16 protein-coding genes are annotated in these 26,047 nt (G+C 65.8%); 6 read left to right on the top strand and 10 right to left on the bottom strand.

Annotated elements, in window-relative coordinates; translation table 11 throughout:
• Nucleotides 1–19 precede the first annotated feature (19 nt).
• The 5 genes from BM193_RS15525 to BM193_RS15505 form a co-directional block, all read right to left on the bottom strand.
• A complete protein-coding gene (locus BM193_RS15525) occupies nt 20–1,186 on the bottom strand; it encodes a porin (protein WP_092797372.1) in 1,167 nt (388 codons plus the stop codon).
• Between the two features lie 33 nt (nt 1,187–1,219).
• The gene (locus BM193_RS15520) at nt 1,220–2,608 is read right to left on the bottom strand and encodes an MFS transporter (protein ID WP_092797371.1); all 1,389 of its coding nucleotides are present in this window, start codon (nt 2,606–2,608) and stop codon (nt 1,220–1,222) included.
• A gap of 100 nt (nt 2,609–2,708) precedes the next feature.
• Nucleotides 2,709–4,382: a urocanate hydratase gene (locus BM193_RS15515; protein ID WP_092797370.1), complete on the bottom strand. Its 1,674-nt coding sequence runs from the start codon at nt 4,380–4,382 to the stop codon at nt 2,709–2,711.
• Nucleotides 4,382–5,476 carry a DUF917 domain-containing protein gene (locus tag BM193_RS15510; RefSeq protein ID WP_092797369.1) on the bottom strand — a complete coding sequence of 365 codons (1,095 nt, stop codon included), beginning with the start codon at nt 5,474–5,476 and terminating at the stop codon, nt 4,382–4,384. Before BM193_RS15510 ends, BM193_RS15515 begins: the two co-directional genes overlap by 1 nt.
• Before the next feature lie 259 nt (nt 5,477–5,735).
• Nucleotides 5,736–6,620 (bottom strand): LysR family transcriptional regulator, encoded by an 885-nt coding sequence (locus BM193_RS15505; protein WP_092797368.1) that lies wholly within the window; start codon nt 6,618–6,620, stop codon nt 5,736–5,738.
• A gap of 119 nt (nt 6,621–6,739) precedes the next feature.
• On the opposite strand from BM193_RS15505, the gene BM193_RS15500 reads away from it, so the two are divergent.
• Nucleotides 6,740–8,095, top strand: a complete 1,356-nt coding sequence (locus tag BM193_RS15500) for a dihydroorotase (RefSeq protein WP_092797367.1) — start codon at nt 6,740–6,742, stop codon at nt 8,093–8,095.
• Nucleotides 8,096–8,126: 31 nt separating this feature from the next.
• Nucleotides 8,127–9,398: a Zn-dependent hydrolase gene (locus BM193_RS15495; RefSeq protein WP_092797366.1), complete on the top strand. Its 1,272-nt coding sequence runs from the start codon at nt 8,127–8,129 to the stop codon at nt 9,396–9,398.
• Nucleotides 9,399–9,404: 6 nt separating this feature from the next.
• Here the strand turns inward: BM193_RS15495 and BM193_RS15490 are convergent, their stop codons facing one another.
• The 3 genes from BM193_RS15490 to BM193_RS15480 form a co-directional block, all read right to left on the bottom strand.
• Nucleotides 9,405–10,712: a DUF3472 domain-containing protein gene (locus BM193_RS15490; RefSeq protein WP_254786234.1), complete on the bottom strand. Its 1,308-nt coding sequence runs from the start codon at nt 10,710–10,712 to the stop codon at nt 9,405–9,407.
• 131 nt (nt 10,713–10,843) lie between these two features.
• Entirely contained in the window at nt 10,844–12,235 is a 1,392-nt protein-coding gene (locus tag BM193_RS15485; RefSeq protein ID WP_092797364.1) for a Gfo/Idh/MocA family protein, read from the bottom strand.
• Between the two features lie 66 nt (nt 12,236–12,301).
• On the bottom strand, nt 12,302–15,343 hold the full coding sequence (locus BM193_RS15480) for a TonB-dependent receptor (RefSeq protein ID WP_092797363.1): 3,042 nt from the start codon (nt 15,341–15,343) through the stop codon (nt 12,302–12,304).
• 269 nt (nt 15,344–15,612) lie between these two features.
• On the opposite strand from BM193_RS15480, the gene BM193_RS28985 reads away from it, so the two are divergent.
• Nucleotides 15,613–15,855, top strand: a complete 243-nt coding sequence (locus BM193_RS28985; protein WP_217649397.1) for a hypothetical protein — start codon at nt 15,613–15,615, stop codon at nt 15,853–15,855.
• Here BM193_RS28985 and BM193_RS15475 read toward each other — a convergent pair.
• Together BM193_RS15475 and BM193_RS15470 are read right to left on the bottom strand one after the other, a co-directional pair.
• Nucleotides 15,852–18,797: a TonB-dependent receptor plug domain-containing protein gene (locus tag BM193_RS15475; protein WP_092797362.1), complete on the bottom strand. Its 2,946-nt coding sequence runs from the start codon at nt 18,795–18,797 to the stop codon at nt 15,852–15,854. The two genes, BM193_RS28985 and BM193_RS15475, sit on opposite strands and share 4 nt — an antisense overlap.
• A 99-nt stretch (nt 18,798–18,896) precedes the next feature.
• Nucleotides 18,897–22,247, bottom strand: a complete 3,351-nt coding sequence (locus BM193_RS15470) for a TIM-barrel domain-containing protein (RefSeq protein ID WP_092832422.1) — start codon at nt 22,245–22,247, stop codon at nt 18,897–18,899.
• Between the two features lie 359 nt (nt 22,248–22,606).
• On the opposite strand from BM193_RS15470, the gene BM193_RS15465 reads away from it, so the two are divergent.
• The 3 genes from BM193_RS15465 to BM193_RS15455 are packed head-to-tail and all read left to right on the top strand — an operon-like array spanning nt 22,607 to nt 26,026.
• A complete protein-coding gene (locus BM193_RS15465; protein WP_092797361.1) occupies nt 22,607–23,743 on the top strand; it encodes an AgaS family sugar isomerase in 1,137 nt (378 codons plus the stop codon).
• Nucleotides 23,730–24,677 (top strand): ROK family protein, encoded by a 948-nt coding sequence (locus BM193_RS15460; protein WP_092798017.1) that lies wholly within the window; start codon nt 23,730–23,732, stop codon nt 24,675–24,677. Before BM193_RS15465 ends, BM193_RS15460 begins: the two co-directional genes overlap by 14 nt.
• Before the next feature lie 5 nt (nt 24,678–24,682).
• A complete protein-coding gene (locus BM193_RS15455; protein WP_217638443.1) occupies nt 24,683–26,026 on the top strand; it encodes a D-tagatose-bisphosphate aldolase, class II, non-catalytic subunit in 1,344 nt (447 codons plus the stop codon).
• Nucleotides 26,027–26,047 lie beyond the last annotated feature (21 nt).

Raw genomic sequence — 26,047 nt, 5'->3', positions numbered from 1 at the left:
TGCCCGTCCCTGCCCGGCGTCAGAACTTGTGACGTATACCCACCCCCACGCTGCAGCCGACGTCCTGGTCGCTGATCCTGTCGCGCATGGCGACGCTGTACACGTCGGTGCGCTTCGAGACGAGGTAGTCGTAGCCCAGCGAGACGGTATTGCGCCGCACCGCGCTGCGCCAGCCCGGGCCGCCGAAGTCGCCGCCGGCGCGCAGGCTGCTGCGGGCCCACGAGAACATGGCCACGCCGGCGCCCAGCGGCGCGCTGGCGCCCAGCTGCGCCGTGTCGGACTTCAAGTCGTGGCGGTCGTGGTCCGCGCCATCGGGCAGGCGGTTGTCCGCCTGTTGCCAGGTGCCGAACACTTTCACGGCCTTGAAATCGTAGGCGCCGCCGATGAACCACGTGGTCTGGCGGCTGGCCGCCGCCAGTTTGTAGACGGCGCCCGTGTCGATGTTGTAGGGCGTGAAGCTGAACACTTTTGAGTCGCCCGCCGTGGCATCGAGCGGATTGTTGACGGCGATGCGCTGCACGTAGGCGCCCAGGGTCAGGGGACCGTTGCCGTACATGGCGTTGGCGCCGACATTGTTCTTTCCGCCATTGCCCGCCTGTTCGCCGAACTGGTAGAACAGGCTGGCCGTCAAGCCGCCCATGTTCGGCGTGACGTACATGATCTCGTTGCTCCAGCCCGTGTCGCCGGCCGTCGTCGGCGCCCATTTCTGGCCACGGTAGACGCCGGACGAGGTCTGCGTGTGCACCAGCAGCGGCGCGAAGGCGAAGGAGCCGCCGAACGGATTGAGCGTGATCGACGGCACGAAGTTGGGCGCCAGGTCGCGGCCGATGGAAAAGCGGCCAAAGCCGCCCGCCAGGCCCACGTTGGCGTCGCGGGCAAACAGGGTGTCGGCGTCGTAGCGGCCCGCGCCGCCATTATCGGGACGGAAAAACCCCGTCAGGTTGAACTGCGCCTGCAGGCCGCCGCCCAGGTCTTCCACGCCCTTGAAGCCCCACCATGAGGTGGTCATGCCGCTGCTGTTGACGACGTTGGTGCGGCCCGTTTCACCGCTGCGCTGCAGCGAGCCGGCATACGCGTCGATGACGCCCGTGAAGGAGATGGACGATTGCGCCTGCGCCTGCTGGCCAAACGCCAGGCAAGCGAGTGCCGCCGCCGCGCCCAGGGCGCCGCGTTGTGTCATTTTCATGATGAACTCTCTGTGATGGAATGCGTGGAGGAATCAGCTCTTGCTGGCGTCGGGCAAGGTGGAAATGGCCACCAGGGCGACGGCGGCGGCGCCCATCACGTACAGGGCCGGGGCGAACGCCACGCCCGTCGTGTAGGTGATCCACGTCAGGATGGCCGGCGCGAAGCCGCCCAGCAGGGTGACGGCCGTGTTATACGACAGCGACATGCCGGAGGAGCGTACGGAGGTGGGGAAGATTTCCGACAGCGCCGCCGGCGCCACGCCGACGAACATGGCGATCATGGCGCAGAACAGCGACTGCACGATGACCAGGGTGACGGTGGTGTGCGAAGCCTGCAGCCACATCATCAGCGGATAAACGCATACCAGCAGCAGGATGGCGCCGAAACGCAGCATGGCGCGCCGTCCCAGCCTGTCCGACAGGGTGCCGGCCAGCACGCAGCAGACGATCATGAACAGGTTGCCGATCAGCGAAGCCGTGAAGGCCTGCGACGCCGTGAAGCCGAGCGTCTTTTGCGCATAGATCGGCATGAAGATGATCAGCGAATACGGCGCCGCCGCCCACAGCACCGACAGGCCAAAGCCCGTCGCCAGCTGTTTCGGGCATTCGCGCAGCACTTGCAGCAGCGGCGTCTTCCTGACCACGCCGGCCGCCTTCATGCGCTGCTCCTCCAGCTTGAAATGCGGTGTCTCGTCGAGCGCCTTGCGCATCCACAGGCCGACCGGGGCGATCGCCAGGCCGATGATGAAGGGAATGCGCCAGGCCCACTCGCCGATTTCCTCGACCGTGTAGATGGTGGTGACGACGGTGGCGACGAGGGCGCCGGCCACGTTGCTGATGCCCATGCTGGCCTGCAGCCACGAGGCATATTGGCCCTTCTTCTCGGGTGGCGCATGCTCGACGAGGAACGCCGTGGCGCCGCCGATCTCGCCACCGGCGGAAAAACCCTGCAGCACGCGGCCGCAGACGATCAGCAGCGGCGCGCCCACGCCGATGGCCGCATATGGCGGCGCGATGGCGATCAGCAGGGTGCCCAGGGCCATCAGCATGATGGTCATGGTCAGGGCGGCCTTGCGCCCGGCCCGGTCGCCATAGGAGCCGAGCAGCAAGGCGCCCAGCGGACGCGCCACGTAGCCCAGGCCGAAGGCCATGAAGGAGGCCATCAGCTGCACCGTGGGATTCTCGTTCTGGAAAAAATTCTGCCCGATATACACGGCGAACAAGGCGTACACCGTGAAGTCGTACCACTCCAGCGCATTGCCCGTCGAGGCGGCGATGACGGCGCGCCGGCTCGCTTTCGGGTCGTGCACGATGGCCGCGTGCGCGGCGCCCTCGGCGTTTCCTGTCCCGGCCCTGGAAGGGCTGTCACCGCTCCCATTGCCGCCCCCTTTGCCGCCACCGTCAATCATCATTTCTTTCATTTCCATCTCCCTGTCAGCCATCTGGCCAGTGCCGTTATGTGCCGCCGGAGGTATCCCCCCGGCTGGCTTTGTAGTTGTTATTGCTAGCGATCCCCGATGATCAGCGTGATGATTGCCGGAAGCGGGCCTCCTGCGTATCGATGCGGGCGATGCCCTTCACGGCCACTTCGTCGAGCGCCTCGGCATAGCCGGCGTCCGCGTAGCGCAACACGCCGCTGCTGGTGTCATTGGTCAGCGACAGTTGCAGGCGCTGTGCCGCCGCCTCGCTGCCGTCGGCCACCACCGTCACGCCCGCGCTGGTCATGTAGCCGCTGTAGCCACCGCCGCCCGAGTGGATCGCCACCAGGTCGGCGCTCGACGCGCAGTTGATCATGGCGTTGAGCAGCGGCCAGTCGGCGATCGCGTCGGAGCCGTCGCGCATGTTTTCCGTCATGATGTTCGGATGCGCCATGGCGCCCGCGTCCAGGTGGTCGCGCGTAAAGGCCACGGGAGCGCGCAGTTCGCCCTTGCGCACCATGCGGTTCACTTCCAGCGCCAGCTCCGTGCGCTCGCCGTGGCCCAGCCACGCGATGCGGGCCGGCAGCCCTTCGAATGGCACATATTCGCGCGCCAGGCGCACCCAGTTCGAGACGATCCAGTTGTCGGCGAAGCGCCGGAGCAGGAAATCGTCGATCTTGCGGATATCCTCGGGGTCGTTCGACAGCGCCACCCAGCGGAACGGGCCGATGGCGCGCGCGAACAGGGGCCGCAGGAACGCTTCCGTGAAGACGGGAATATCGAAGGCGCGCTCCACCCCGCCCTGCTTCGCATGCGTGCGTATCAGGTTGCCGTTGTCGAAGACGATGGCGCCTTGCTCCTGGAAGCCCAGCATCGCCTGCACATGGCGCACGATGGAGGCGCGGCTGTCCCGCATCAGGCCTTCGATGTCGCTGTCGCGGCGCGCGATGGCTTGCTGCGGCGTGTGGCCCGATGGCACGTAGCCATATACCAGGTCGTGCGCCGAGGTCTGGTCGGTGACGATGTCGGGCACGATGCCGCGCGCCAGGATCTCGGGATACACGTCGGCCGCGTTGCCCAGCAAGCCCACGGACAGCGGCTGCCTGCGCGCCACGGCATCGGCGATCAGCGCCAGCGCGTGGTCGAGCGAGTCGGCGCGCAATTCCAGGAAACCGTTCTTCAGGCGCTTCTGGATGCTCTCTTCATTGACTTCCACCGTCAGGATGGCGGCGTTGGCCATGCGCCCTGCCAGCGGCTGCGCCCCGCCCATGCCGCCCAGGCCCGCCGTCAGGATGAAGCGGCCGCGCAGGTCGTTGTCGAAATGGCGTTCGGCGATGCGGCAGAATATCTCGTAGGTGCCCTGGATCACGCCCTGCGAGCCGATGTACTGCCAGTCGCCCGCCGTCAGCCCGCCCCAGCAAATCAAGCCCTGCTTTTCCAGCGCATAGAAATGCTCGGCCTTGGCCCATTGCCCCACCAGGTTACAGTTGGCCATGATGACGATGGGCGCCTGGCTGTGCGTGCGCAGCACGCCGATCGGCTTGCCCGACTGGATGACCAGGGTCTGGTCTTCTTCCAGGAACAGCAGCGCATCGACGATGGCGCGGTAGGCGGGCCAGTCGCGCGCAGCCTTGCCCAGCGCCGCGTAGACCACCAGGTCCTGCGGCGCCTCGCCCACCGCCAGCACGTTTTCCAGCAGGCGCAGCAGCGCTTCCTGGCGCCAGCCCTTGCAGCGCAGTTCCGTCCCCGTCTGCACGCTAAAAATCGTCGGCGTCATTATTTCCCCTCCAGCGCATAGTCGGTCAGATTGATGCCCAGGGCTTTTTCCACGGGCGGATACACGGCCGGGTCGCTGACGCTGGACGACAGCGGGATGGCGCTTTTATGGATGTGGAAGATCAGCACTTCCATGCCCTCCCTGACCTGCCCCGCGCTGACGGGATTGCCCTGCATGTCCAGCGTGGTGATCACGTCAGGGTAGCTGGCGATGCGCGCGCCGTGCGCGTCGTCAACGGCCATGTGCTCGTTCATCACGTGGATCAGGCGCTTGCTTGCCCCCTCGCCCACCTCGATCACGCCGATGTCGAACGCTTCGTCCGTGTAGCGCAAGGTGTTGCGCGCCACCTTGCCGCTGCCGATGATGCTGCCGCCCGTCTGCTTGCAGATGGCATCGACGACGGCCGTGCCGCCCCGGCTTTCGGCGGCCAGGATGGTTTCGCCCAGGGCCAGCGCCATGCTGATGCCACCCAGCGCCGCATGCCGGCGCACATAGGCCGCGGGCACGGGATTGCGGCAGCTGGCGATGAAGCCGCCCGACATGTCCGACGCCTTGCGCAGGATGGGCGAGACCTTGGCCGTGGCGCCGCGCACCACCAGTTCGATGTAGGCGTGGTTGGCGCGCTTGCCGCCGGCCGCGCTCTGTATCATGGGCAGCGGGCTGTTGGCCAGGCCCAGCGAGCCCATGTCGCCCGTCGGATGGGCGCGCAAATCGCCCACGGCGTCGATCACCTTCGTCCCCAGCACGGCCGCTGGCAGCCAGCCGTTCAGGGTGCTGGACATGCCGTTCTGGCCGATGATCAGGCCGTGGATTTTCTGTCCCAGCGCCTCCTGCGTCAGCTGCACGGCCTTGACGTAGTCCATGCCCAGCATTTCCCAGTCGGTCAAGCCGCCGGGCGCGCCGATGGCGGCCGCCGTGGCAATCCAGGCCTCGTCCGGCACTTCGGCCATGTCGACCAGTTCCGGCCGGCCGATGGTCACGGCCAGGGTGCCCAGCTCGCGGCCATGTTCAGCCCAGCCGCCTCCGCCGCAGGCAAAGACGGAACCGCCTTTCACGGCCGCTTCCACATCCCTGAGTGTCAAGATACGTCCCATTATTTTTCTCCTCCATGATTGATCTGCATCGGCGCATGGCATGGGGCGGCCACGCTGTGACTGCCCCATGCCTGTCGCGATGGATCAAATATTAGGTAGGATTAATGATAATGTCGCGTTACATTTTGTGATGACCATATAACATTGTGTTAATGCCAGTTCATGGTGCAGGCCATCCCGCTCTGCCGGGCAAGATGACGGTGCGCCCGCCGCACCGCGCTGGTGCGGCCCTTGCTGCCGGGATTGACGGGGTTGACGGCTACTGGCGCAACGATTCCAGGATGGCGATGAATTCCTGCGCCAGCCGCGACAGCGGTTCCAGCTCGATGTGGTACACGTTCACGGGCGCGCTGGCCACGGGGACGACGGGAATGGCCACCACCTTCGACCAGATCGGCCCGCTGATGGTGATCTCGTCGACCAGGGCCACGCCCACGCCCGCCTGCACCATGGCACAGGCCACGTGCGCCTGCTGCACCTCGATGCGCGGCTGCGGGCGCTGTTCCTCGTTGCCGAACATCTGCTGCACCAGCTGGCCGAACGGGATGTCGCTGCTGTAGCCGACGAAGCGGTCGCCCGCCAGATCGTCCGTGGTGATCTCGGCGCGTCCCGCCAGCCGGTGATCGAGCGGCACGACGGCCATGATGCGGTTCTTGTACAGGGGCCGCACGGCCAGGCTGGGGTGCGTGACGGGCATGTAGGTGACGCCCAGCTCCACTTCGTGCGTGAGCAGGCTTTGCAGCATCACGCTGGGAATCAGCGTGTGCAGCACGATGCGCACCTCGGGATAGCGCGCGCAAAAGATGGCCACGGCGCGCGGCATCAGCGACTGTCCCAGGTTCGGGCTGCTGGCGATGCGCAGCTGGCCGATGCGGTTTTCCGCCAGGTTTTCCGCCACCTCGTTGACCCTTTGCACGCTCTGGTAGACGGCGCCCACTTCCTCGAACAGGCGGCGCGCCTCGGGCGTGGGATACAGGCGCCCCTTGATGCGCTGGAACAGCAACAGGCCCAGGCGCTGCTCCGTATAGGAAATCAGGCGGCTGACGGCCGGCTGCGACACGTACAGCAGCTTGGAGGCGCCGCTGATGGAACCGCTCAGCATGATGGCGCGGAAGACTTCGATTTGACGCAGATTGAGTTTCACGGCTGGAGGGTCCTTGCATATAACATGATGTTAATTGGATCGCATATTTAAGCATAAGGCATTTTGGCTTGACCGTCCTACACTTTCATCCATCGTCAATTATGGAGAACGGTGCAACGATGAGCGAATTCGATCTGGTAGTGTCCGGCAATATCGTCGAAGCGGACAAGGTGGTGGAAAACGGCTGGCTGGCCGCGCGCGACGGCAAGATCGTTGCCAGGGGCACGGGCCGCGCGCCGCAAGCGCGCGACCGCGTCGAGGCGGCCGGGCGCTGGATCATGCCCGGCGCCGTCGACGGCCAGGTGCATGCGGGCAGCCAGGCTGGCCAGGAGGGGCTGGGCCACGCCTCGCGCGCGGCCGCGGCGGGCGGCATCACGGTGATGATCGACATGCCGTACGACGACCCGGAGCCGGTCGCTTCACGGCCCCAGCTCGACGCGAAAATCGCCGAGGTGGAGCGCGACTGCCACGTGGACGTGGGCCTGTTCGGCACCCTGAACGACAAATACGGCCTGCAGGCGGCGGCCGGCCTGATCGAGGGCGGCGTCTGCGCCTTCAAGTTTTCCACCTTCGAAGCGACGCCGGGACGCTTTCCCCGCGTCGAGGAAGACCAGCTGTACGAAGCGTTCCGCCTGATCGCGCCTTCCGGTCTCGTGTGCGGCGTGCACAACCAGATGCAGGAACTGACGCGCAAGAATATCGCGCGCCTGCTGGACCAGGGAGACACGGGCTGGGACGCCTTCATGCGCGCCCACACGCCGCTGATCGAAAACCTGGCCACGGCGCTGATCTATGAGATCGGCGCCGAGACGGGCGCGCGCGCGCACGCCGTGCACGTCTCCACCTCGCGCGGCTTCGAGCTGTGCGACATGTATCGCGCGGCGGGCCACCGGGCCAGCATCGAAACCTGCATCCAGTACCTGATGCTGAACCACGAAGAGCACAGCCGCCGTTTCGGCGCGAAGACCAAGCACTATCCGCCCATCCGCCCGCAGGCCGAAGTGGACCTGCTGTGGACGCACATCGCGCGCGACGCCTGCACCTTTGTTTCGTCCGACCATGTCAGCTGGGGCCTGGAGCGCAAGGAAAACCCGAACATCTTCAAGAATGCCTCGGGCGGCCCCGGCCTGGAAACCCTGCTGCCCGCCTTCTGGACGGGCTGCGAGGAGCACGGCATCGGCCCGGCCATGGTGGTGCGCCAATTGTGCCGCAATCCGGCGCGCCACTTCCTGCTGGACGACCGCAAGGGCGGCCTGGACGTGGGCATGGATGCCGACATCGTCATCGTCGCGCCCGAGCGCCACCGCTACGACCCGTCGCACAGCCTGTCGGCGGTGCAGTGGAGCAGTTTCGAGGGCCGCGAATTGTCCGTGCGCGTGGCCGCCACCTGGTGCCGCGGCCAGCTGGTCTACGACGGCAAGGGCATCGTCAACCGCGCCGGCGATGGACGCTTCTTGCGTCCGCGCGCCGCCTGATCACCGAGCATCCACTGATAGAAAGCCCCCAATGAACAGCATCCCCTTCCCCCCTCTGAACGCCGAGCGCCTGTGGGCGCGCGTGGACACCCTGTCGCGCATGACCTTGCCCGGCGTGCCCTGGACGCGGCGCGCGTTTTCTCCCCTGTTCCTCGAAGCGCGCGCCTGGCTGCGCGAGGAATTTCTCGCCGCCGGCATGCAGGTGCACCAGGACGACGGCGGCAACCTGGTCGGCCGCCTGCCCGCACGCAAAGGCGCGCCTGCCCGGCCACCGCTCGTCACCGGTTCGCATTGCGACACGGTGATGATGGGCGGGCGCTTCGACGGCATCATCGGTGTGCTGGCCGGCATCGAAGTGGCGCGCACCCTGCATGAACAGGGCGTCGCCCTGGAACACCCGTTCGAGGTGATCGATTTCCTGTCCGAGGAGCCCAGCGACTATGGCATCTCATGCATCGGCAGCCGCGCCTTTTCCGGCGCCCTGCCGCCCGACATGCTGGGCGCGCGCAATCCCGAGGGCGAAAGCCTGGCCGAAGGCATGCGCCGCATCGGCTGCCATCCGGAAAACCTGTCCGTGCCCTTGCGCGCGGCGGGCGCCACGGCCGCCTTTGTCGAGCTGCATATCGAACAGGGTCCCGTGCTCGAGGCACGGAGCCTGCCCATCGGCGTGGTGACGAATATCGTTGGCATCCGCCGCGTCTCCCTCACCGTGCGGGGCCAGCCCGACCACGCGGGCACGACGCCGATGGATATCCGCAAGGATGCGCTGGTGGGCGCGGCGCGCATCATCGACGCCGCCAACCGGCGCGCCAGCGCGCTGTCGGGCAAGCCCCATTACGTGGTGGCGACCATCGGCCGCCTGTCGCTCACGCCGAACGCATCGAACGCCGTGCCGGGCATGGTGGAGATGATGATGGAAGTGCGCAGCGAAAACGCGCAAGTGCTCGACAGCTTCCCCGAAGCGCTGATGGACGACGTGGCCGATGGCCTGGCGCAGCTGCGCCTGGCGGTGGAAATGCAGACGGTGAGCCGCTCGAAGCCCACCGACTGCGCGCCGCTGGTGATGGACGCCATCGAGCAGGCGTCAGCGAAACTGGGCTACGCCAGCATGCGCATGCCCAGCGGCGCCGGCCACGACGCCGTGTACGTGGCGCCGACGGGTCCCGTGGGCATGGTCTTCATCCCCTGCCTGGGCGGGCGCAGCCACTGCCCGGAAGAATGGATAGAACCGTCGCAGCTGCTTGACGGCGCCAGGGTGCTGTACCAGTCCATCGTCGACCTCGACCGCGCCCTGGCGGGGTAGGCGGCCTTACTGCAGCGGCAAGGCCGCCACGTCGACGGCCGGCGCCTGGCCCGTGGCCGGGCGCGTGAAGTTCTGGCCGTTTTTCCCCACATCGGCAAAGAAACCGCCGTTATGCAGGTAGAACTTGCCGTTCTCCACGCCGCCCGCGTAATCCATGCGCTGCGCATTGGTGGCCGTGGCGTCGCCGGTGAACCTTCCGGCCGTCACTTCCGACCAGGTGCCGGCGCTATTCCTCGCCCACTGGTTGCCGAACTGCACGCGGCGTTCCGTATAGCCCAGGGTGTCGATGAAATTCTCGAGGAAGGAATGCACGCCCGTCAAATACGTGGAAATCGCCGGCCGCTTCCAGGTGGCGATGTAGCGCCATTTGCCCGTCTCGGGCGCGAAGAACCAGGCCGAATAGTCGCTGCCGCCGTTGCCGTCGGGCCGCGCGCGCGTGATGAAGCGGTACGTCGTGCCGGCCGCCCAGTTATACGACAGATAGGTCTGGCCACCCGTGCCCTCGCCGCCGAACGCATTGTCGACCACGCCGGCGCCCTTGCTGACGAGGGTGGTTTTCGCGCCATTGTCGGCATCCCACACGGAAAACAGGATCCAGCGTTCGCTCGGCGATTTCACCTGGATGCCCATGTAGCCCTGACCAAAGCCGTTGGCCATGAAGTAGGAGCCGATGGCGTCCTGGCCTTTGGGAATCGTCATCTCGTTATAAAAATACTCGGTATTGGCCGGCACCGCGTAGCCCATGTGCACGGACGGGCCGCGCCGCGACCAGTAGTAATTGGCAGGGTCGTTGGCATAGGTGAGCGCGGCGTTCGCCGTCACCTTCAGGGCCGCAACGTCGGCAAACGTGGCCTTCACGCGCGACAGTCCCTGCATGTCGACCTTCACATAGCCGGCGGCCGGCACGTTCACCGTGCCGACGGCATAGGTCTTGCGGGCCTTGCCGGCCAGCTTGACATCGAACGGCGTGCCATTGACCGTCACGCGGATGGTGCTGTTGCCGCCATCGGCCAGGCTGGCGTCCAGCGCCACCTGCACGGCCCCCGCCTCGGCCACGCGGAAATACGTGCTGGCGACAGCGTCCGGACTGCTCCAGCCGGCCAGGCCCTGCTCGCCGATGACGGCGCCCTTGTCGCCGCTGGTGATGAAGGCGTTGCCGGCCAGTTCCACCGTCGCGGGCGTCGCCGGCGCGGCCGCGACGGTGGCCAGCAAGGCCGTGTTGCTGTTGCCCGTGGCGGTGGCGCCGCCGCAGGCTGCCAGCAGCAAGGGCATGGCGGGAAGGACTGCATGCAGCCATGAAGTTCTGTGTTTCATCGACGTCTCCTGGTGGTACAGCTTGCGGCGTGCAGCAGACGCAAAGCGTCCTGCGACGCGCGCCGCGGTTGAAAAAAAGGGGAGAGAAAAAACCCGCTACGGCGGCAGGCGCGGTAGCGGGTGGTAAAGGCTTAGTACTTGCCGTCGAGGGCGAAGATCGGCTTGCGCGATTTCCACTGCCCGCCCGTGAAGTCGGGGAAGTCCAGGGTCTGGAAGTTGGCGGCGATCGACTGCTCGGACAATGGCGTGATGGCGCTCCACGTCACGGCGTCGTAGATATCGATCGGCATCGGCGCATTGGCCTTCAATGCCTCAACAAAGGCGTGGATGACGAAGAAGTCCATGCCGCCGTGGCCCGCGCCTTCGGCCTGCGCCGCGTACTTGCGCCACACGGGGTGCTCATACTTGTCCTGGTAGACCTTGAAATCATCCCACTGGTGCGGCTTGCTGACGCCTTCGATGTGGATCGAATTATTCAAGTCCATCCACAGGCCGTCCGTGCCTTGCACGCGGAAGCCCAGCGAATACGGGCGCGGCAGGCTCGTGTCGTGCTGCAGGATGATGGTTTCGCCGTTTTCGCACGCCAGCGTGGTAGTGACGACGTCGCCCAGCTTGAATTTCACCTTGGCGTTCGCATGCTGCGCGCCGCCCGGCTGCTTGACGATGTAGTCGTGCAGGCCGCGCGCCTTGGTGGCGAAGGCGTTAATGCGCGTAAAGCGGTTGCCGCGGTTGATGTTGGTGTACATGGCGCACGGGCCGATGCCGTGGCTCGGATACAGCTCGCCATTGCGCTCGACCGAGTGCTGCGTGCGCCAATGCGCTTCGGACCAGCCCTTCTCGCCGAATTCCACGCCGCCGCCATACGGCTTGGCCGGATTGCCGCTGTTGAATTTCACGGCGCGCAGATCGTGCTGGTAGCCGCCCTGCAGGTGCAGCAGTTCGCCGAACAGGCCGGCGCGCACCATCTGCAGCGCCGCCATCACGTCGCGGCGGTAGCAGACGTTTTCCAGCAACATGTACGGCGTGCCCGTCTTCAGCTGGGTGTTGAGCACATCCCAGTGGTCTTGCAGGGTGATGCCGGCCACCACTTCGCAGCCGACGGCGATTTTCGCCTGCATGGCGGCGATCGCCATGGGCGCATGGAATTCCCACGGCGTGGCGATGATCACGCCATCGAGGCCGCCCGCGTCCAGCATGCGCTGGTAGGCTTTCTGGTCGCGGTCTTCGCCATACGTGCGCGGACGCGGCTTGCCGGCTTTTGCCACCTGGCCCAGCGCGTGTTTCAGCATGATCGGTTCGATATCGCACAGGGCAACCACTTCGACGTCGTCGCGGCGCACCAGTTCGGCCAGCAGCACCTGCCCGCGCATGCCCGTGCCGATCAGGCCCAGGCGGACCTTGTCGCGGCCGGCGGCGGGAGCGGCAGCGGCTTCACCAGGCAGCAGTGCGCTGCCGGCCATGGCGCCACCGGCCAGCGCGGCGCTGGCGGACAGGAAATTGCGGCGATTGAATTGTGTCGTCATTGGTCTCTTCTCACTTCCGTTGGTAATCATGGTCACCGGCCCGCCGCAAGGCAGGCCGGCATGCGGTTAATAGGTGTATTCAGCCGTGAAGCGCACCGAACGCGGCGCCGTGCGGCCAGCCACCTGCAGATAGTTGCGGGCGATGGCGCCATGGTCTTCGCGCGTCTCGTTGTAGCGGGTCACCGTCTGGCTGTTGAACACATTGAAGACGTCCACTTTCAGGCTCAGGCCCTTGATGGCGCTGGGAGTATAGGCCACATTCATGTCGAGCTGGGCTTGCCACGGCAGGCGGCCCTGGCTGCCGCGCGGCGCAGGCTTGCCATTGCAATAGAAGTAGGAATCGCCATAGTCGTTCTCGAACTTCAGGTCATCGGGCAGCGCGCCGATGCAGTTGCGCGGGGCGCCCGAGATCAGCGACATGTTCGCGCCCACCGTCACGTCGGGCATGACCTGCATGAAGCCGTAGGCCTTGAAGGCGTGGCGGTGGTCGCCCGGCAGGTAGCCATACGCGTTGTACATCAGTTCCTTGTGGTCGTCGCTGACCGTCAGGCCCACGTCGCCGCCGCCGATGCTGTCCGTCTGGCCTTCCATATTGCCCTTCAGCGCAGAGAGGGTGTAGGTCAGCTTGCCGTACCAGCCGTTCGTGTACGGGTGCTCGACGAACAGGTTCAAGGCGCGGTAGGTGCGCGATGGCAGCGGGTTGCCCCACTCGGCCGCCGAAATATCCACGCGGCGCAGGCCCTTGCCATCGTCGAAGTCGACCATCAGGCTGTTGTCGCGGCCAGGGTTGATGATGGCGCACTGGAAGCCGCCCCAGTTGCTCGTGTCGACGCTGTTGCGCGCGGCCCAGGCCTGCAGCGGACGCTCGTCGCAGACATCGTCGTTGGTGTCGTTCAGCTTGCGGTACAGGACGCTGGCACCGACCACCAGCTTCTTGCTCAGGGCGCGTTCGAAGCCCAGCGAGAATTCATCCTGCGACAGCGGTTTCAAGCCAATGGCCGTCACTTCGCGCGCATCGCGGCTCTGGCCATAGGCGTTATTGGCCGAATACGGCTTGCTGATGGCGTGCAGGCCCGTCGGCGCGCCCGTCACCGGATCGACGCCCGTGTAGGTGAACATCTCGCTGGTGGCCAGGAAGGGACTGGCCATGTTGCTCGACAAATTCGACGGCACCGGCAAGTGATAGCGGCCGCCGTTGGCGAAGAATTTCAGGGTGCCGTCGCCCAGGTAATCCCAGGTGGCGCCCACGCGCGGCGCGATCATGTTGCGCTGCGAGATGAAGGCCACGCCATCGGTGCTGTAGTTGGTGAACTGTTCGCGGCGCAGGCCCAGGTCCAGCAGCACGCGTTCCGTGACCTGGTAATGGTCCTGGATGTACTGCGCCGACTGCACGCTGGTGGGACGCGCCAGGTTGGCATTCAGGTCCTTGCTGACGTAGTAGCCCTGGGCGCCGTAGCCGCCGCCCTGCGCCGGCGTCTCGAACGCGCCGTTGATGGCCCGGTTCGGGTCTGCCGCCTTCTGGTAGCTCCAGCGGTAGCCGCCGGCCAGGCTCAGGCCCACCTTCGATTCCACGTCGATGCGGTCGATGCCGCCGCGCAGCGAGTGCTGGCCCAGCTTGTACTCGAGGTCCAGGCGCTTGGCTTTCTGGCGGTCTTCCGACGACGGATCGATCAGCGTGCCCGTCACCGTTTGCGGATTGGCATAGCTCAGGCCCGGCACCTGGGTCGAGGCATTCGACGACGTCTGCGCCAGCAGCGGGTCGTAGCCATTCGGCGTGCGGCGGTGCGAGGTGCGCGATTCGCCCATCATCGCCGTCACCGTCAGGTTGTCCGTCAGGTAGCCCGTGTACTTGAAGATATCGATATTCGCGCCTGGCGCGGCCGACGAGCCGCAGCAGTTGGTGGTGCTTTCGCCCTTGCCGGACTGGATGCCGTTGCTCGCATGCGTGTCATAGCTGTAGCCATATGACTGGCTGTCCGTGCGGGTACGGTCATACAGCTTGGTGTATTCGAAGTGATGGTCGTCCGTCAGGTTGTAATCCAGCTTGGCCATCATGCGGTCGACTTTGCTCTGGCTCGTGCTCCAGCCGCGCGACAGGGCCGTGCCCGAATCCGCGGTGGCCGCCACGGCCTGGCCGTCGGTGCGCGTCTGTTCCAGCGCCACGAAGGCGAACAGCTTGTTCTTGATCAGCGGACCGCTGCCATACAGGCCCACCACCTTGCTGGTGCTGCCATTGTCGCGGTTCCAGTACAGCAGCTTGCCGTCCGTCGCGGGATTGGCGCCCGTGTTCGGGTAGTAGGTGTTCTCCGTCTCGCCTTTCAGCGAGCGGGGAATGATGGAGACCTTGCCGCCGAATTCCACCTTGTTGCCGCCGCTCTTGGTGGTGATGTTGATCACGCCGCCCGTGGAGCGGCCGAATTCCGAACCGTAGCCGCCCGACAGCACCTGCATGTTGGAGATCGCGCCGAACGGCAGCTCCGACGCGCCCACCTGCGTCAGGATGTTCGTGATGGGGAAACCGTTCACGTAGAACGCGTTTTCGGACTGGCCCGAGCCGCCGATCGACGGCGCATTGCCGTACACGCTGTTGGTGCCGCGCGCCACGCCCGGCGTCAGCTGCACGATGGAAGCGACGTCGTTGCCGACCGGCAGCGCTTTCAATTCCTTGGCGGTGAAGATCACGCCATTGTTGGTGTTCGACACATCGATGGGATTGCGCGACGCCTTCACCACGACGGTCTGTTCCTGGCCCACGGATCCGGCCGCGCTGGCCGGACCGAAGTTCGCTTCCGCGCCGGCGCCGATCAGGGCTTCGACTTCCTGCGTCGCTTCCACCGAACCGGCGCGCAGCACGCGCACCGCATAGCGGCCCGGCGGCATGGAGTTGGCCACGTAGCGGCCCGCCGTATCGGGCGTCAGGGTGCGCTGCACGCCCGTCGCCAGGTTTTCCAGCACCACGGTGGCGCCGGCCGGCGCGCTCACTTCGCCGAAAATGGTGCTGGTGGCGTTCGACTGTGCCCAGGCCTGGCCTGGCACGCCGGCCGCCAGCGCGATGACGATGGCGGCGGCGCGGCTGATGTCGCGCAATTTGAGTCGGGTGGTATGCATGCTGTCTCTCCGTCTATATCGAGGGTTATGCGCGCCCTCCCCGCTCCAGGGCGAAGTCGGGGGGATGCAATTTTTATGGTGGTCTTCGGCCGGCGCAGCCAGGCAGTTGCGCCTTCCGGGAATCAGTCCGTATCGGCTGATTTTCGTTTTCTTGGGATTACTTTAAAAAGAAAAATAAGTATCGTCAACAAAAAGAAAGTTAGAACGGCAATTTATCGCCAAATCGCGCAAATAAATGCAATTTATCTTTCGCTTTACTTGATATCGCTATGTGTAACTTTCGTTACCGTGGCATCACGGATACACGCAAACGCAAGGCGGCGCGTAATCGCCGTGATCCGGCGCAAAATCCCGGGGAGAAAAACGCGAAAGCAGGCACCGCCATCGTCTTTCACTTACGTTTATCTTTCGTATTGCGCATTTCGCAATGGTGTTTTTTCTTTTTCATGGCAATACCCGGGCCCGCCACAACGCAGGCAGCGCTGGCGGGCCGGGGCAAGGTCTGGCGTTAAAAGAACTTGTAGCTGGCAGAGAGCGCGAACTGGCGGCCGAACAGGTCCTGGCTATGGTTGTAGCCTTCCCAGCCATTCGGGTCGTAGTACGGCTGCTTGTTGAAGGCGTTTTTCACGTTCAGGCCGATGTCCAGGTGCTTGATGGGCTTCCAGCTGAAGGCCAGGTTGACGGTGGTGTACGACGGCGCGCCCTTGCACTGCCCGGCCGGCAGCGCGACGGATGCGGCGGTGCAGTTTTCCGGCGTGTTGTCCTTGTCCCACGGGCCATACGCCCAGCGCGTCTTGCCCGAGTAGTTGATGAAGACGCTGCTGACGAAGTTGCGGTAGCTCCAGTCGGCATTCACCGTGGCGCGGTAGCGCGGCGAATCGTAGTAGCCCACGGTATTGCCCTTGATATCGCTGCCGTCTTCGCTGTCGTGGGTGTCGCGCTTGCGGATGGTGGCGGCGATGCCGGTGCTCAGCTTGCCCCACTCGCCCAGCGCAAAGCGCGTGCGCGCATCGATGTCCACGCCGTCCATCAGCGTGCGGCCGCGGTTCGAATAAGAGTTGATCAAGCCGCCCAGGTTGCCCACCGAGTAGCCGGGCACGCCGCCCGAACACACGCCAGCGTTGGCGGGATTGGCGCACATGGCCGCCACCGCCGCCACATTGGCGCGGTCCGTGTCCGTCAGCTCGTTGCGGATGGCGTCAGGCGCGCCGGCCAGGGTCGGGCCGTATTTATCCACCAGCTCCGTAAACAGCTCGTTGAAGTCCTGGCGCACGATTTCGTCGCGGCGGTTGATGAACCAGTAGTCGATGGAGATGCTCACGTCCTTGGCCGGCTGCAGGACCAGGCCCACGGTGGAAATCTTGGCCTTCTCCGGGCGCAGGTTCTGGTTCGGCGGCGTCAGGCCGCCCACCGTCGTCGAGCAGTTCGAATTGAGCAGGCTCTTGCCCAGGTCCGCATCCGTCGCCACCTTTGATTTCAACAAGGCGCGCGCCATGGCGTTCGTTTCATCGCAGCGCACGGTGTCGCGGATGCCGCCCACCTGCGCAAAGACGCCGCCCGTGCCCGATTCGGCCAGGTTCGGCGCGCGGAAGCCTTCCGAATACGTCCCGCGCAGCATCAGGTCGGGCCGCGCGCGCCAGATCACGCCCAGTTTGGGCGCCAGGTTGGCCGAGAAATGCGGGTATTTGTCCAGGCGCGCGGCCGCATTGATTTCCAGCGTGTCGGAAAGCGGCACCACCACTTCGCCAAACACGGCGGCGATGGTGCGCCGTCCGTCGAACCACGAGCCGCCCTGCTGCGTGATCAGGCCATTGGCTGCATCCGCATTGCCGGGCGTGAGGAAGCTTTCGCGCATCACGTTGGTGCCCACGGCGGCGCGCACTTCGCGTTCGCCCAGCTTGAACAGCGTGCCTTCCACTTTCGCATCCCAGGTCATCAGCTTGGTCCAGGACTCGATGGCGAAGGTCGGGTAGGCGGCGCGCAGCAGCGCCGCATTGGCTTCGCTGATTTCGCCGAACTTGTAGGCGGGATTGTCCGAGATATACGTGCGGCCGCTGACGGGGTCCTTGGTGAACGGGCCGAATGCCTGCTCGAAGCCCTTGATGTTGATGTTCGCCGTCTGGAACAGGGTCGAATGGCTGCCCGCCACGCTGAGCGCCGTCTCGAAATCCCAGCCGCCGCCGATGCTGCCGCGCAGGCCCACCAGCGCGCGGTAGTTTTCATCGACGTTCTTCTGGCCGAAGTGGCCCGTCGCATCCTGCAGCAGGTAGTTCAAGCCGGCCGCGCCGCCCATCTTGGCCACCATGTCGGCATCGAGCTTGCCTTTCAGGTAGACGTTGTTCGGACTCAGGAAAGGCGTGGCGAAGGTGTTCAGGGTAGTGCCCGTGTTGCGCGCGAACCAGTTATTCGTGCTGCCGCTGTTGAAGCTGGACGGGCCATTCTCGCCGCGCATCTTGATGTGGGTGAACGCGCCCTCCGCGAACGCTTCCAGGTCGCCGCCCAGTTTCAGCCGGCCGCTCAGGTAGGCCGTGGCGCGCTCCGAGGTGGGCCCCGTGTCGAGCTGGTTGGGCAGCGCATTCCACACGCAGCGCGTGCCGGACGCCTCGGTGATGCTGGTGTTGCAGCCGGGCGCGGCGCGCTGGGTGCGCGCATTGTTGTTGGCCTTGTCGAAGACAAAGAAGGTACCGGGATTCATCACGCCCGGCTCGCTGCCCACGCCCACGCGCATGTTGGGGATGAAATTGGGATTATTCACATAAAAATACGAGGGGCGCTTCTGCCAGGTGTCGGCCAGGGCGATGCGGTCGCGCTGGTACACGTTCACGGAACCATACACGTTGTAGCCGTCGCTGGCCAGGTCGCCCACGCCATACAGCACGCTGGCCTGGCGCTCGCCATAGGCTTTCACGCTGGGCGAAAACTCGCCGTTGGCGCGCGCTTCCAGCCCTTGATACGATTTTTTGGTGATCACGTTGATGACGCCGGCGACGGCGTCGGAGCCATACACGGCCGAGGCGCCGTCCGTGAGGATTTCCATGCGCTCGATGGCGGCGGCCGGAATCGCGTCGATGTTGACGAACATGGTCTGGAAGCCGGCCGGCGCGCCATAGAACGACAGGCGGCGGCCATTGAGCAGCACCAGCGTGCCCTGCGCGCCCATGCCGCGCAAATTGGCTTGCGAACCGCCATCGGAACCCGTGAACATCGAGCGGAAATCCTGCTGCGCGGGACGGGCGGCGGGCAGGTTGTCGAGCACCTGCAGCAAGGTGAGCGCGCCCATGTTCTCGATCTGCTTGGCGTTGATCACCTGCACGGGCGATGCCGTTTCCGCGTTGATCCGCTTCAGGCTGGAACCCGTCACCTCGACGCGCGCCAGTGTCTCCTCCTCCGCTGCCAGCGCGGTTGAAGCCAATCCTACCGCCACCATGGCGGCCATCAGTTTTTTCAAGTGCATTCTCAACTCCCTTTTTATAAGTGATTTGTTTTCGGCAGGCTGCAAGAGCCCCTCCCCGGTCCGAAGTGGGGCTCTTTTTTAATGAAATGATTGAAGTAGTTAGCGCGGTTTGACCGTCGCGCCTTGCGTGCCGGTCAAGACGGCATTGGCCCAGTTGCCGCAGACCTGGGCCGGGCGGGCGCCGCGCGCGCCCAGGGTGCGCAAACTGAGCTGGCTCAGGCCGCGCACGTCGATTTCGGGCTTGACCACCCCGGGAGCCGTGACCAGGCCGCTGTCGTACAGCAGCCGCTCACCGCTCCAGACCTGGAATTGCAAGCCGCCCGCGCTGCGGCAGCTATCGTCCACGCCCAGATCGGCGCGCAGCAGATTCCAGTTGCCCGCCAGCTGCAAATCGATGCGGCTGGCGGGACCCACGCCGAGGCCCTTGCGGAACCACAGGCCGTTCATGCGCATCTCGGCGGCCTTGCCGGCCGGCCGGTCTTTCGCAATCGTCTTCGGCAGCGCCAGGTCCGATAGATAGCGCTGCACCTCTTCGCCTTCGGCCACGCGGTGCTCGAGCACGCGGAATTCGGACAAGGTCACGGGCGCCACCTCGGTCGCCAGCGCCGCGTCGAACGCGCGCGCCACCGGCCCTGCCTGCGCCGCCGTCACCATCGGGTCGGTGGACGCGGCGCCATCGCCTTCCGGATTTTGCGTGCTCATGACGCGGAAGCGCAGCAGACGCCCGGCCGTGGCGGGGAAATTGATGGTCTGCGCACCCTCCTGCAATGTGAGGGTGCCGCGCACCAGCGGCGCGCCCCACTCGCCGTTGTTGTCGCCGATGTAGATTTCATAATCGCGCACCTGGCCATGCTTCCAGTGCTGGTCGTTGCGCGGCGCCAGCTCGATGCCATCCACCAGGCGCCGCTCCGTGAAGCCGATCACCCATTCGTGCGGCCCGCTTTTCACGGACGGGCTGCGCACGGTGCGGAACCACGTCTCGGGCTTGCCGTCGAACGCGTTTTCCAGCGGATAGCCGCTTTCTTCCGCAGGACGCGCCACCACCTGCATGGCGTCGGCCGGCAAGGCGCGGCCCGGCACGGGGGCGGCCGGGAAATCGGCATCGGTTCTCGCCACGGCCAGCGCGCCGGCCACCTGCAAGGTCAAGGGCTGGCGGATATCCTGCGCCGCCACTTTCACGTGCAGGGTGCCCTGGCGGTCGGCAGGATCGAAGAACCAGGCATCAAGCGCCTTGTCGTAGGCGGCACGGTCGGCCGATGGCGTGAGCTGGCGTTCGCCTGCGCGCACGGCGGCCGGTGCCTGGCCCGCCAGCATGCGCAGCGCATAGCCGCGCCGCGCTTCCTGGCCCTGGTACCGGCCATCGACGGCGCCGATGTCGACCCGCACGTCGCCGCCCTGCTGGCGCAGGCGGATGATCTGCTGGCTGAAGGCCCCGCCCTGGTACTGGCGCGTGTTGCCGTCGTCCTCATACAAGGTGTATTCGGAGTCGCCGTGCGGGTAGATATCCAGCGTTAATTGATCCTTCGGCTTCTGGCCGTCGTACAGCATTTCCGGATACATGGGCAGGATGGCGCCGGCGCGGACAAAAACCGGAAGCTTGTCCAGCGTGACCTGCAAATCCAGGTCGCGCCCTTTCGCGCCCGCCGTGGCCTGGCGGCCATCCCAGTAGTCGTACCAGGTGCCTTGCGGCAGGTGGATGCCCTTGCGCCAGCCGCCGCTGACGGCCTGGCTGCGGTAGACGGGCGCCACCAGCACGTCGCGGCCCAGCAGGAACTGGTATTTATAGGCCTCCGTGTAGGCGGCCGGGTCCTGCGGGTAATCCCACATCAGGCCGCGCACCAGCGGCGCGCCCGATTGCTCCGCCTCGCGCACCAGGGTATACATATACGGCGTCAAGCGCATCTTGAGTTTTAAATAGCGGCGGTTGATGTCGCGGTACGGCTGCTCGAACCACCACGGATGCTTGCGCTCGGCCGCGGCCCAGCCGGACATGCCCATCAGGACGGGCGTAAAGCTTTTCCACTGCAGGTCGCGCAGATAGGTTTCCGGGCTGCCGCCGAAGATGGCGTCCACGTCGCCGGACGCATACGCCTGGCCGGACAGGCCCGAGCCGATCAGGGTGGGAATGTGCCAGCGGATGTAGTCCCAGCTGGCGCTCTGGTCGCCCGTCCACGCCACGGCGTAGCGCTGGATGCCGGCCCAGCCCATCACCGTCCACAGGAAGGGCCGGCTGTCGGAGTTGTTCAGGATGCCGTCGTAGGCCGACTTGTTCGCATCCATGGCGAACTGGTAGCCCTTGCCCGTCCACGCCACGTCCAGCTTTTGCACGCGGCTGCCCGCCTGGCCCACTTCCCAGGCGATCTTGTCGACGCCGTTCTCCGTCCACAGGCCCGTGCGGAAGCCATAACCGGCCAGGCCTTTCACCGTTTCCGGCAAGTTCGTGTAGCCGCAGCCGTAGCCATCGTTGGGCAGGATCCAGCCGCCCGGCATGTCGTGCTCGCGGTATTGTCGCGCCACCGTTTCCACCACGTCCGGCGTCTTGCCCGTCGGGCCGTCGCTCCAGCCCTTCGGCACGGAGCCCGGTTTTTTCACGTTGTCGCCATCGTTGTAGCAATCGGCGTCGCCGTATTCCAGCGCCCAGCGGGGCAGCATGCGCGCGCGCCCCGTCAAGTCCGTGTAGCGGGCGACGACGTCGCGCAAGTCCTTGCCGACGAAGAAATACGCATCGAAGCGCCCTTCCGCGTGCTGCAGCGAGATCTGCTCCGCGTCGCGCAAGTCGTAGTTCCCGTCGGACCAGGTATTGCGCAGCATGCCCCAGCCCCTTGAACTCATGAGGAATGGCGCGGGATTCGGCCGGTCGCCCTCTTCCCAGCCGCCCGAATACGACACGGGCACCTGCCTGCCCTTGAATTCGAAGCGGCCATTCTGCTGGCCGCCGCCGAAATAGCGCTCGCCGGGCAGGCTGGAAAGCACTTGCACGCCCTGCTTGTCGTCGAGCGACAGCGGCTGCACCTCGCGCCACAGCGGCACCGCGTCGCCCTGGCGGAACAGGGTAAAGCGCAAGGGCTGGCGGTCGATGCGCAGGCTCAAGGCATCTGTGGTGATCAGGATGTGGTCCGGCTGTTCCTTGATCTGATATGCCACCTGCGCGGCGGGCTGGCCCACGACGATGGGCGCGGCCTTGTCGCCGGGCCCCGTCAAGCCCCCCTTGCCGCCCGCCTGGATGCGCAGCACGTCCGCCTGCGGCAGGCTGATACGCAGCTGCGCGCCCGTGTCGCTGCGCACGTCCCAGCCCAGTGCCTCGCCCTTGGCCACGTCGGCCGCATGCACGGGGCTCAGGCTGGTCAGGTTGCCGATGGGCGCGGCTTGCAGGCCCGGTGCGGCCAGGGTAGCCAGGGCGGCCAGGACGCAGGCCGCAAGGGCGCGGCGGGGAAGCGGGAGAGGTTTCATCTGGTGGCTTTCAGAAAATCAAAGTGATGGAAATACTTTAAGAAGAAAAATAAATATCGTCAATAAAAAGAAAGTTTTGGCGCCCACTCATTAACAAAATGCCCAAATTTGGCGCATTTTTCTTACGTTTCACCAAAATGTCACAAAAGATACTTTCGTTATCGTGGCATTTCAGCGACAGACGGCAGCACGACCGGGTTTCATGCGGCACCGCAACATGGCTGCGGTCCAGGAAAACGCCAATACGGGGCCATTATTTCGCAAGCCACACAACTATTTACTTTCGTTTTACTTTCGTATTTGACTTTTCGAAATTTAGTATTTATGCTTTCTCACAACAAACACTTTACTGACCTCCCATGACTACCCTTCTTCAGCGTGACATTCAATCCTGGCGCGACATCGGCGGCCTGCACACGGCCGAGGAAATCGCCCACCAGCCCGCCATCTGGCGCGCGCTGGCCGCCACCCTGCGCAACGAACAGGCCAGCCTGGCCGCCTTCCTGGGCGACGCGCTGTCCGATCCGGCACAGCGCGTGATCCTGACGGGCGCCGGCAGCTCGGCCTATGTGGGCGAGATCGTCGTCGATACCTTGAATGCAGCCTGGCCCGCGCAGATCCGCGCCATCGCCACCACGACGTTGCTGACGCACCACGAGCTGTACCTGGAAGCGCACGCGCCCACCCTGCTCGTGTCGTTCGCCCGTAGCGGCGACAGCCCGGAAAGCCTGGCGGCCGTGGAGCTGCTGCGCCAGGTCGTGCCCGGCGCGCGCTTCCTGAACATCACCTGCAACGCGGACGGCAAGCTGGCGCGCCAGGGCGCCAGCGACGCCAACACCTATAACCTGCTGATGCCGGAAGGCAGCTGCGACCGCGGCTTCGCCATGACCAGCAGCTTTAGCAGCATGCTGCTGGCGGCCCTGTCGGTGCTGGGCAAGGAGTCGGATGTGAGGCGCCTGGACACGCTGGCGCAGCTGGGCGAACAAGCCCTGCGCGACTGGTCGGCGCCCGTGGCGGAGCTGGGCTCGGCACCGGTGCAGCGCGTCGTGTACCTGGGCAGCGGCCCGCTGGAAGCGCTGGCCAAGGAAGCGGCCCTGAAAATCCTCGAACTGACGGGCGGGCGCGTGATGGCCATGGCGAATACGCCGCTGGGTTTCCGCCATGGCCCGAAATCGGCCGTCACCACGCAGTCGCTGGTGATCCTGCTACGCAGCAGCAAGCCGCTGGCGCGCCAATACGAAGACGACTTGCTGCAGGAACTGCAGCGCGACAGCGTGGCGCAGCGCTGCCTGACGGTGGGCATCGGCGGCGACCTGTCGGCAGACGCGCCGGCCTGGCCCGACGCCTGGCTGGCGCCACTGTGGCTGCTGATGGCGCAGCAATACGCGCTGCACCAGTCCGCGCTGCTGCAACTGCGTCCCGACAATCCATTCGCCGGCGGCATCGTCAACCGTGTCGTGCAGGGCGTCACCATCTATGGCCATGAGCAATTCTAATCACGTGCAAGGCTTTCACGGCATCGACATCGGCGGCAGCAAGATGGAGCTGGTGGCCTTCGCCGACCGCGACGGCGCGCTGGAAGAAGTCTTCCGCGAACGGGTCGCCACGCCGGGCGACGATTTCAACGCCTTCGTGCAAGCCGTCACCGGCCTGGTGGCGCGCGGCGACGCCGCCCTGGGCGTGACGGCGCCCGTCGGCATCGGCCTGCCCGGCGTGATCGACAGCGCCAGCGGCCGCCAGCTCAGTTCCAACGTGCCGGCCCTGAATGGCCGCCTGGTGGCGCAAACCCTGCAGCAGGCCTTGCAGCGCCCCGTCGCCATCGGCAATGATTGCCAGTGCTTCGCCCTGTCGGAAGCGCAGGGCGGCGCGGCCGACCATGCCGCCAGCATGTTCGGCGCCATCCTCGGCACGGGCGCCGGCGGCGGCTACTGCGTGGGCGGCCAGCTGCTGCGCGGCTTCAATGGCGTGGCCGGCGAATGGGGCCACTGGAGCCTGCCCGCCACCCTGCTGGCGCAGCACGGCCTGATGGACTATGCCTGCCCGTGCGGCAAGGCGGGCTGCCTGGAGCGCTACGTCTCCGGCCCCGCCATGCGCAAGCTGCATGCGCATTTCGGCGGCGACGGCGCCGAGCCCCTGGCCATCGTCGCGCGCGCCAACATGGGCGACGCCGTGGCCGAACGCACGGTGGCCGTGCACCTCGATCTGCTTGGCCATGCGCTGGCCGGCCTGGTGCTGGCCTATGACCCGCACGCCATCGTGCTTGGCGGCGGCCTGTCCAAGCTGCCGCATTTGTACGACAGGCTGCCGGCCGCCGTGAAGCGCCACCTGTTCCCCGGCGTGCACGTGCCGCCCATCCTGCCGCCCCGCTTTGGCGACGCCGGCGGCGCGCGCGGCGCGGCCCTTTTGATCCGACAACAAACAAAGGCTTGAGAACGATGAACCAAGTGGACAACCCGAGTTTTACCCTGTCGCCCATCCAGCAAGTGATCAAGGCGCACCGCCGCGGCGAAGCCGTGGGCCTGTACGCCGTCTGCTGCAGCCACCCCAGCGTGCTGCGCGCCGCCATGCGCGTGGCGCTCGACTACGACACGGTGCTGCTGGTCGAGGCGACCTCGAACCAGGTCGACCAGTTCGGCGGCTACACGGGCATGACGCCAGCCGTCTTCCGCGACAGCATGCTGGCCATGGCCAGGGAACAGGGTTTCCCGGCCGAGCGCCTGGTGCTGGGCGGCGACCACCTGGGGCCGAACGCCTGGCAGCATCTCGATGCGGCCACCGCCATGGACCACGCCGAGACCCTGATCGCCGCGTATGCGTCGGCCGGCTTCCACAAGATCCACCTCGATTGCAGCATGCGCTGCGCTGATGACCCCTTGCAGCTCGACGATGAAACCGTGGCCGCCCGTTCGGCGCGCCTGTGCATCGTCGCCGAAGCGGCCGCCGCCGCCGCCGGCTTCACGCCGCCCGTCTACGTGATCGGCACGGAAGTGCCGATTCCCGGCGGCGAAGCGTCGTTGGCGCAGGCCGGCGCCGTCACCAGCCCGCAAGCGGCGCGCCGCACGCTCGACGTGCATTGCCGCGCATTCCTCGACAACGGCCTGCACGGCGCCTGGCGCCGCGTCATCGCCATGGTGGTGCAGCCGGGCGTCGATTTCGACCAGAACAGCATCCAGCATTACGACGCCGAAGCCGCCGCCGAGCTGTCGGCCTTTGTCGCCGAGCAGCCGGGTCTCGTGTTTGAAGCCCACTCCACCGACTACCAGCGCGAATCGGCCCTGCACGCCATGGTGCGCGACCATTTCGCCATCCTGAAAGTGGGCCCGGCCGCCACCTTCGCCCTGCGCGAAGCGCTGTTCGCCCTGTGCCAGATCGAGGAAGAACTGCTGCCGGCGCCCGCCACCTCGCAGCTGATGCAGGTGCTCGACGATGTGATGGTGGCCAAGCCGAAGAACTGGATCAAGCATTACCTGGGCACGCCGGAAGAACAGCGATTGATGCGCCGCTACGGCTTGAGCGACCGTTGCCGCTATTACTGGGGCGAACCGGACGTGGCGGCCGCCGTCGGCAAGCTGCTGGCCAACCTGGACGCCGTGGCGATTCCGTTGCCGCTGCTGAGCCAGCACTTGCCGGAGCAGTATCTGGCCGTGGTGCAGGGCAGCCTGGCAGCCAAGGCGCCGGCCCTGATCGAGCACAAGATCGGCAGCCTGCTGGCGCAATATGCGCGCGCCTGCAACCGCAATGCGGCAGTGGCCGCCATTGCCGAAGCGGCAATCTGTTAAGCTCGGTATTTTCATTTTTTT

The sequence above is a fragment of the Janthinobacterium sp. 344 genome, from assembly GCF_900112025.1.
In the GTDB taxonomy this organism is placed as follows: Bacteria; Pseudomonadota; Gammaproteobacteria; order Burkholderiales; family Burkholderiaceae_D; genus Janthinobacterium.
The sequence above is the reverse complement of the archived record's forward strand: the minus strand, read 5'-3'. Positions and strand labels throughout refer to the sequence as shown.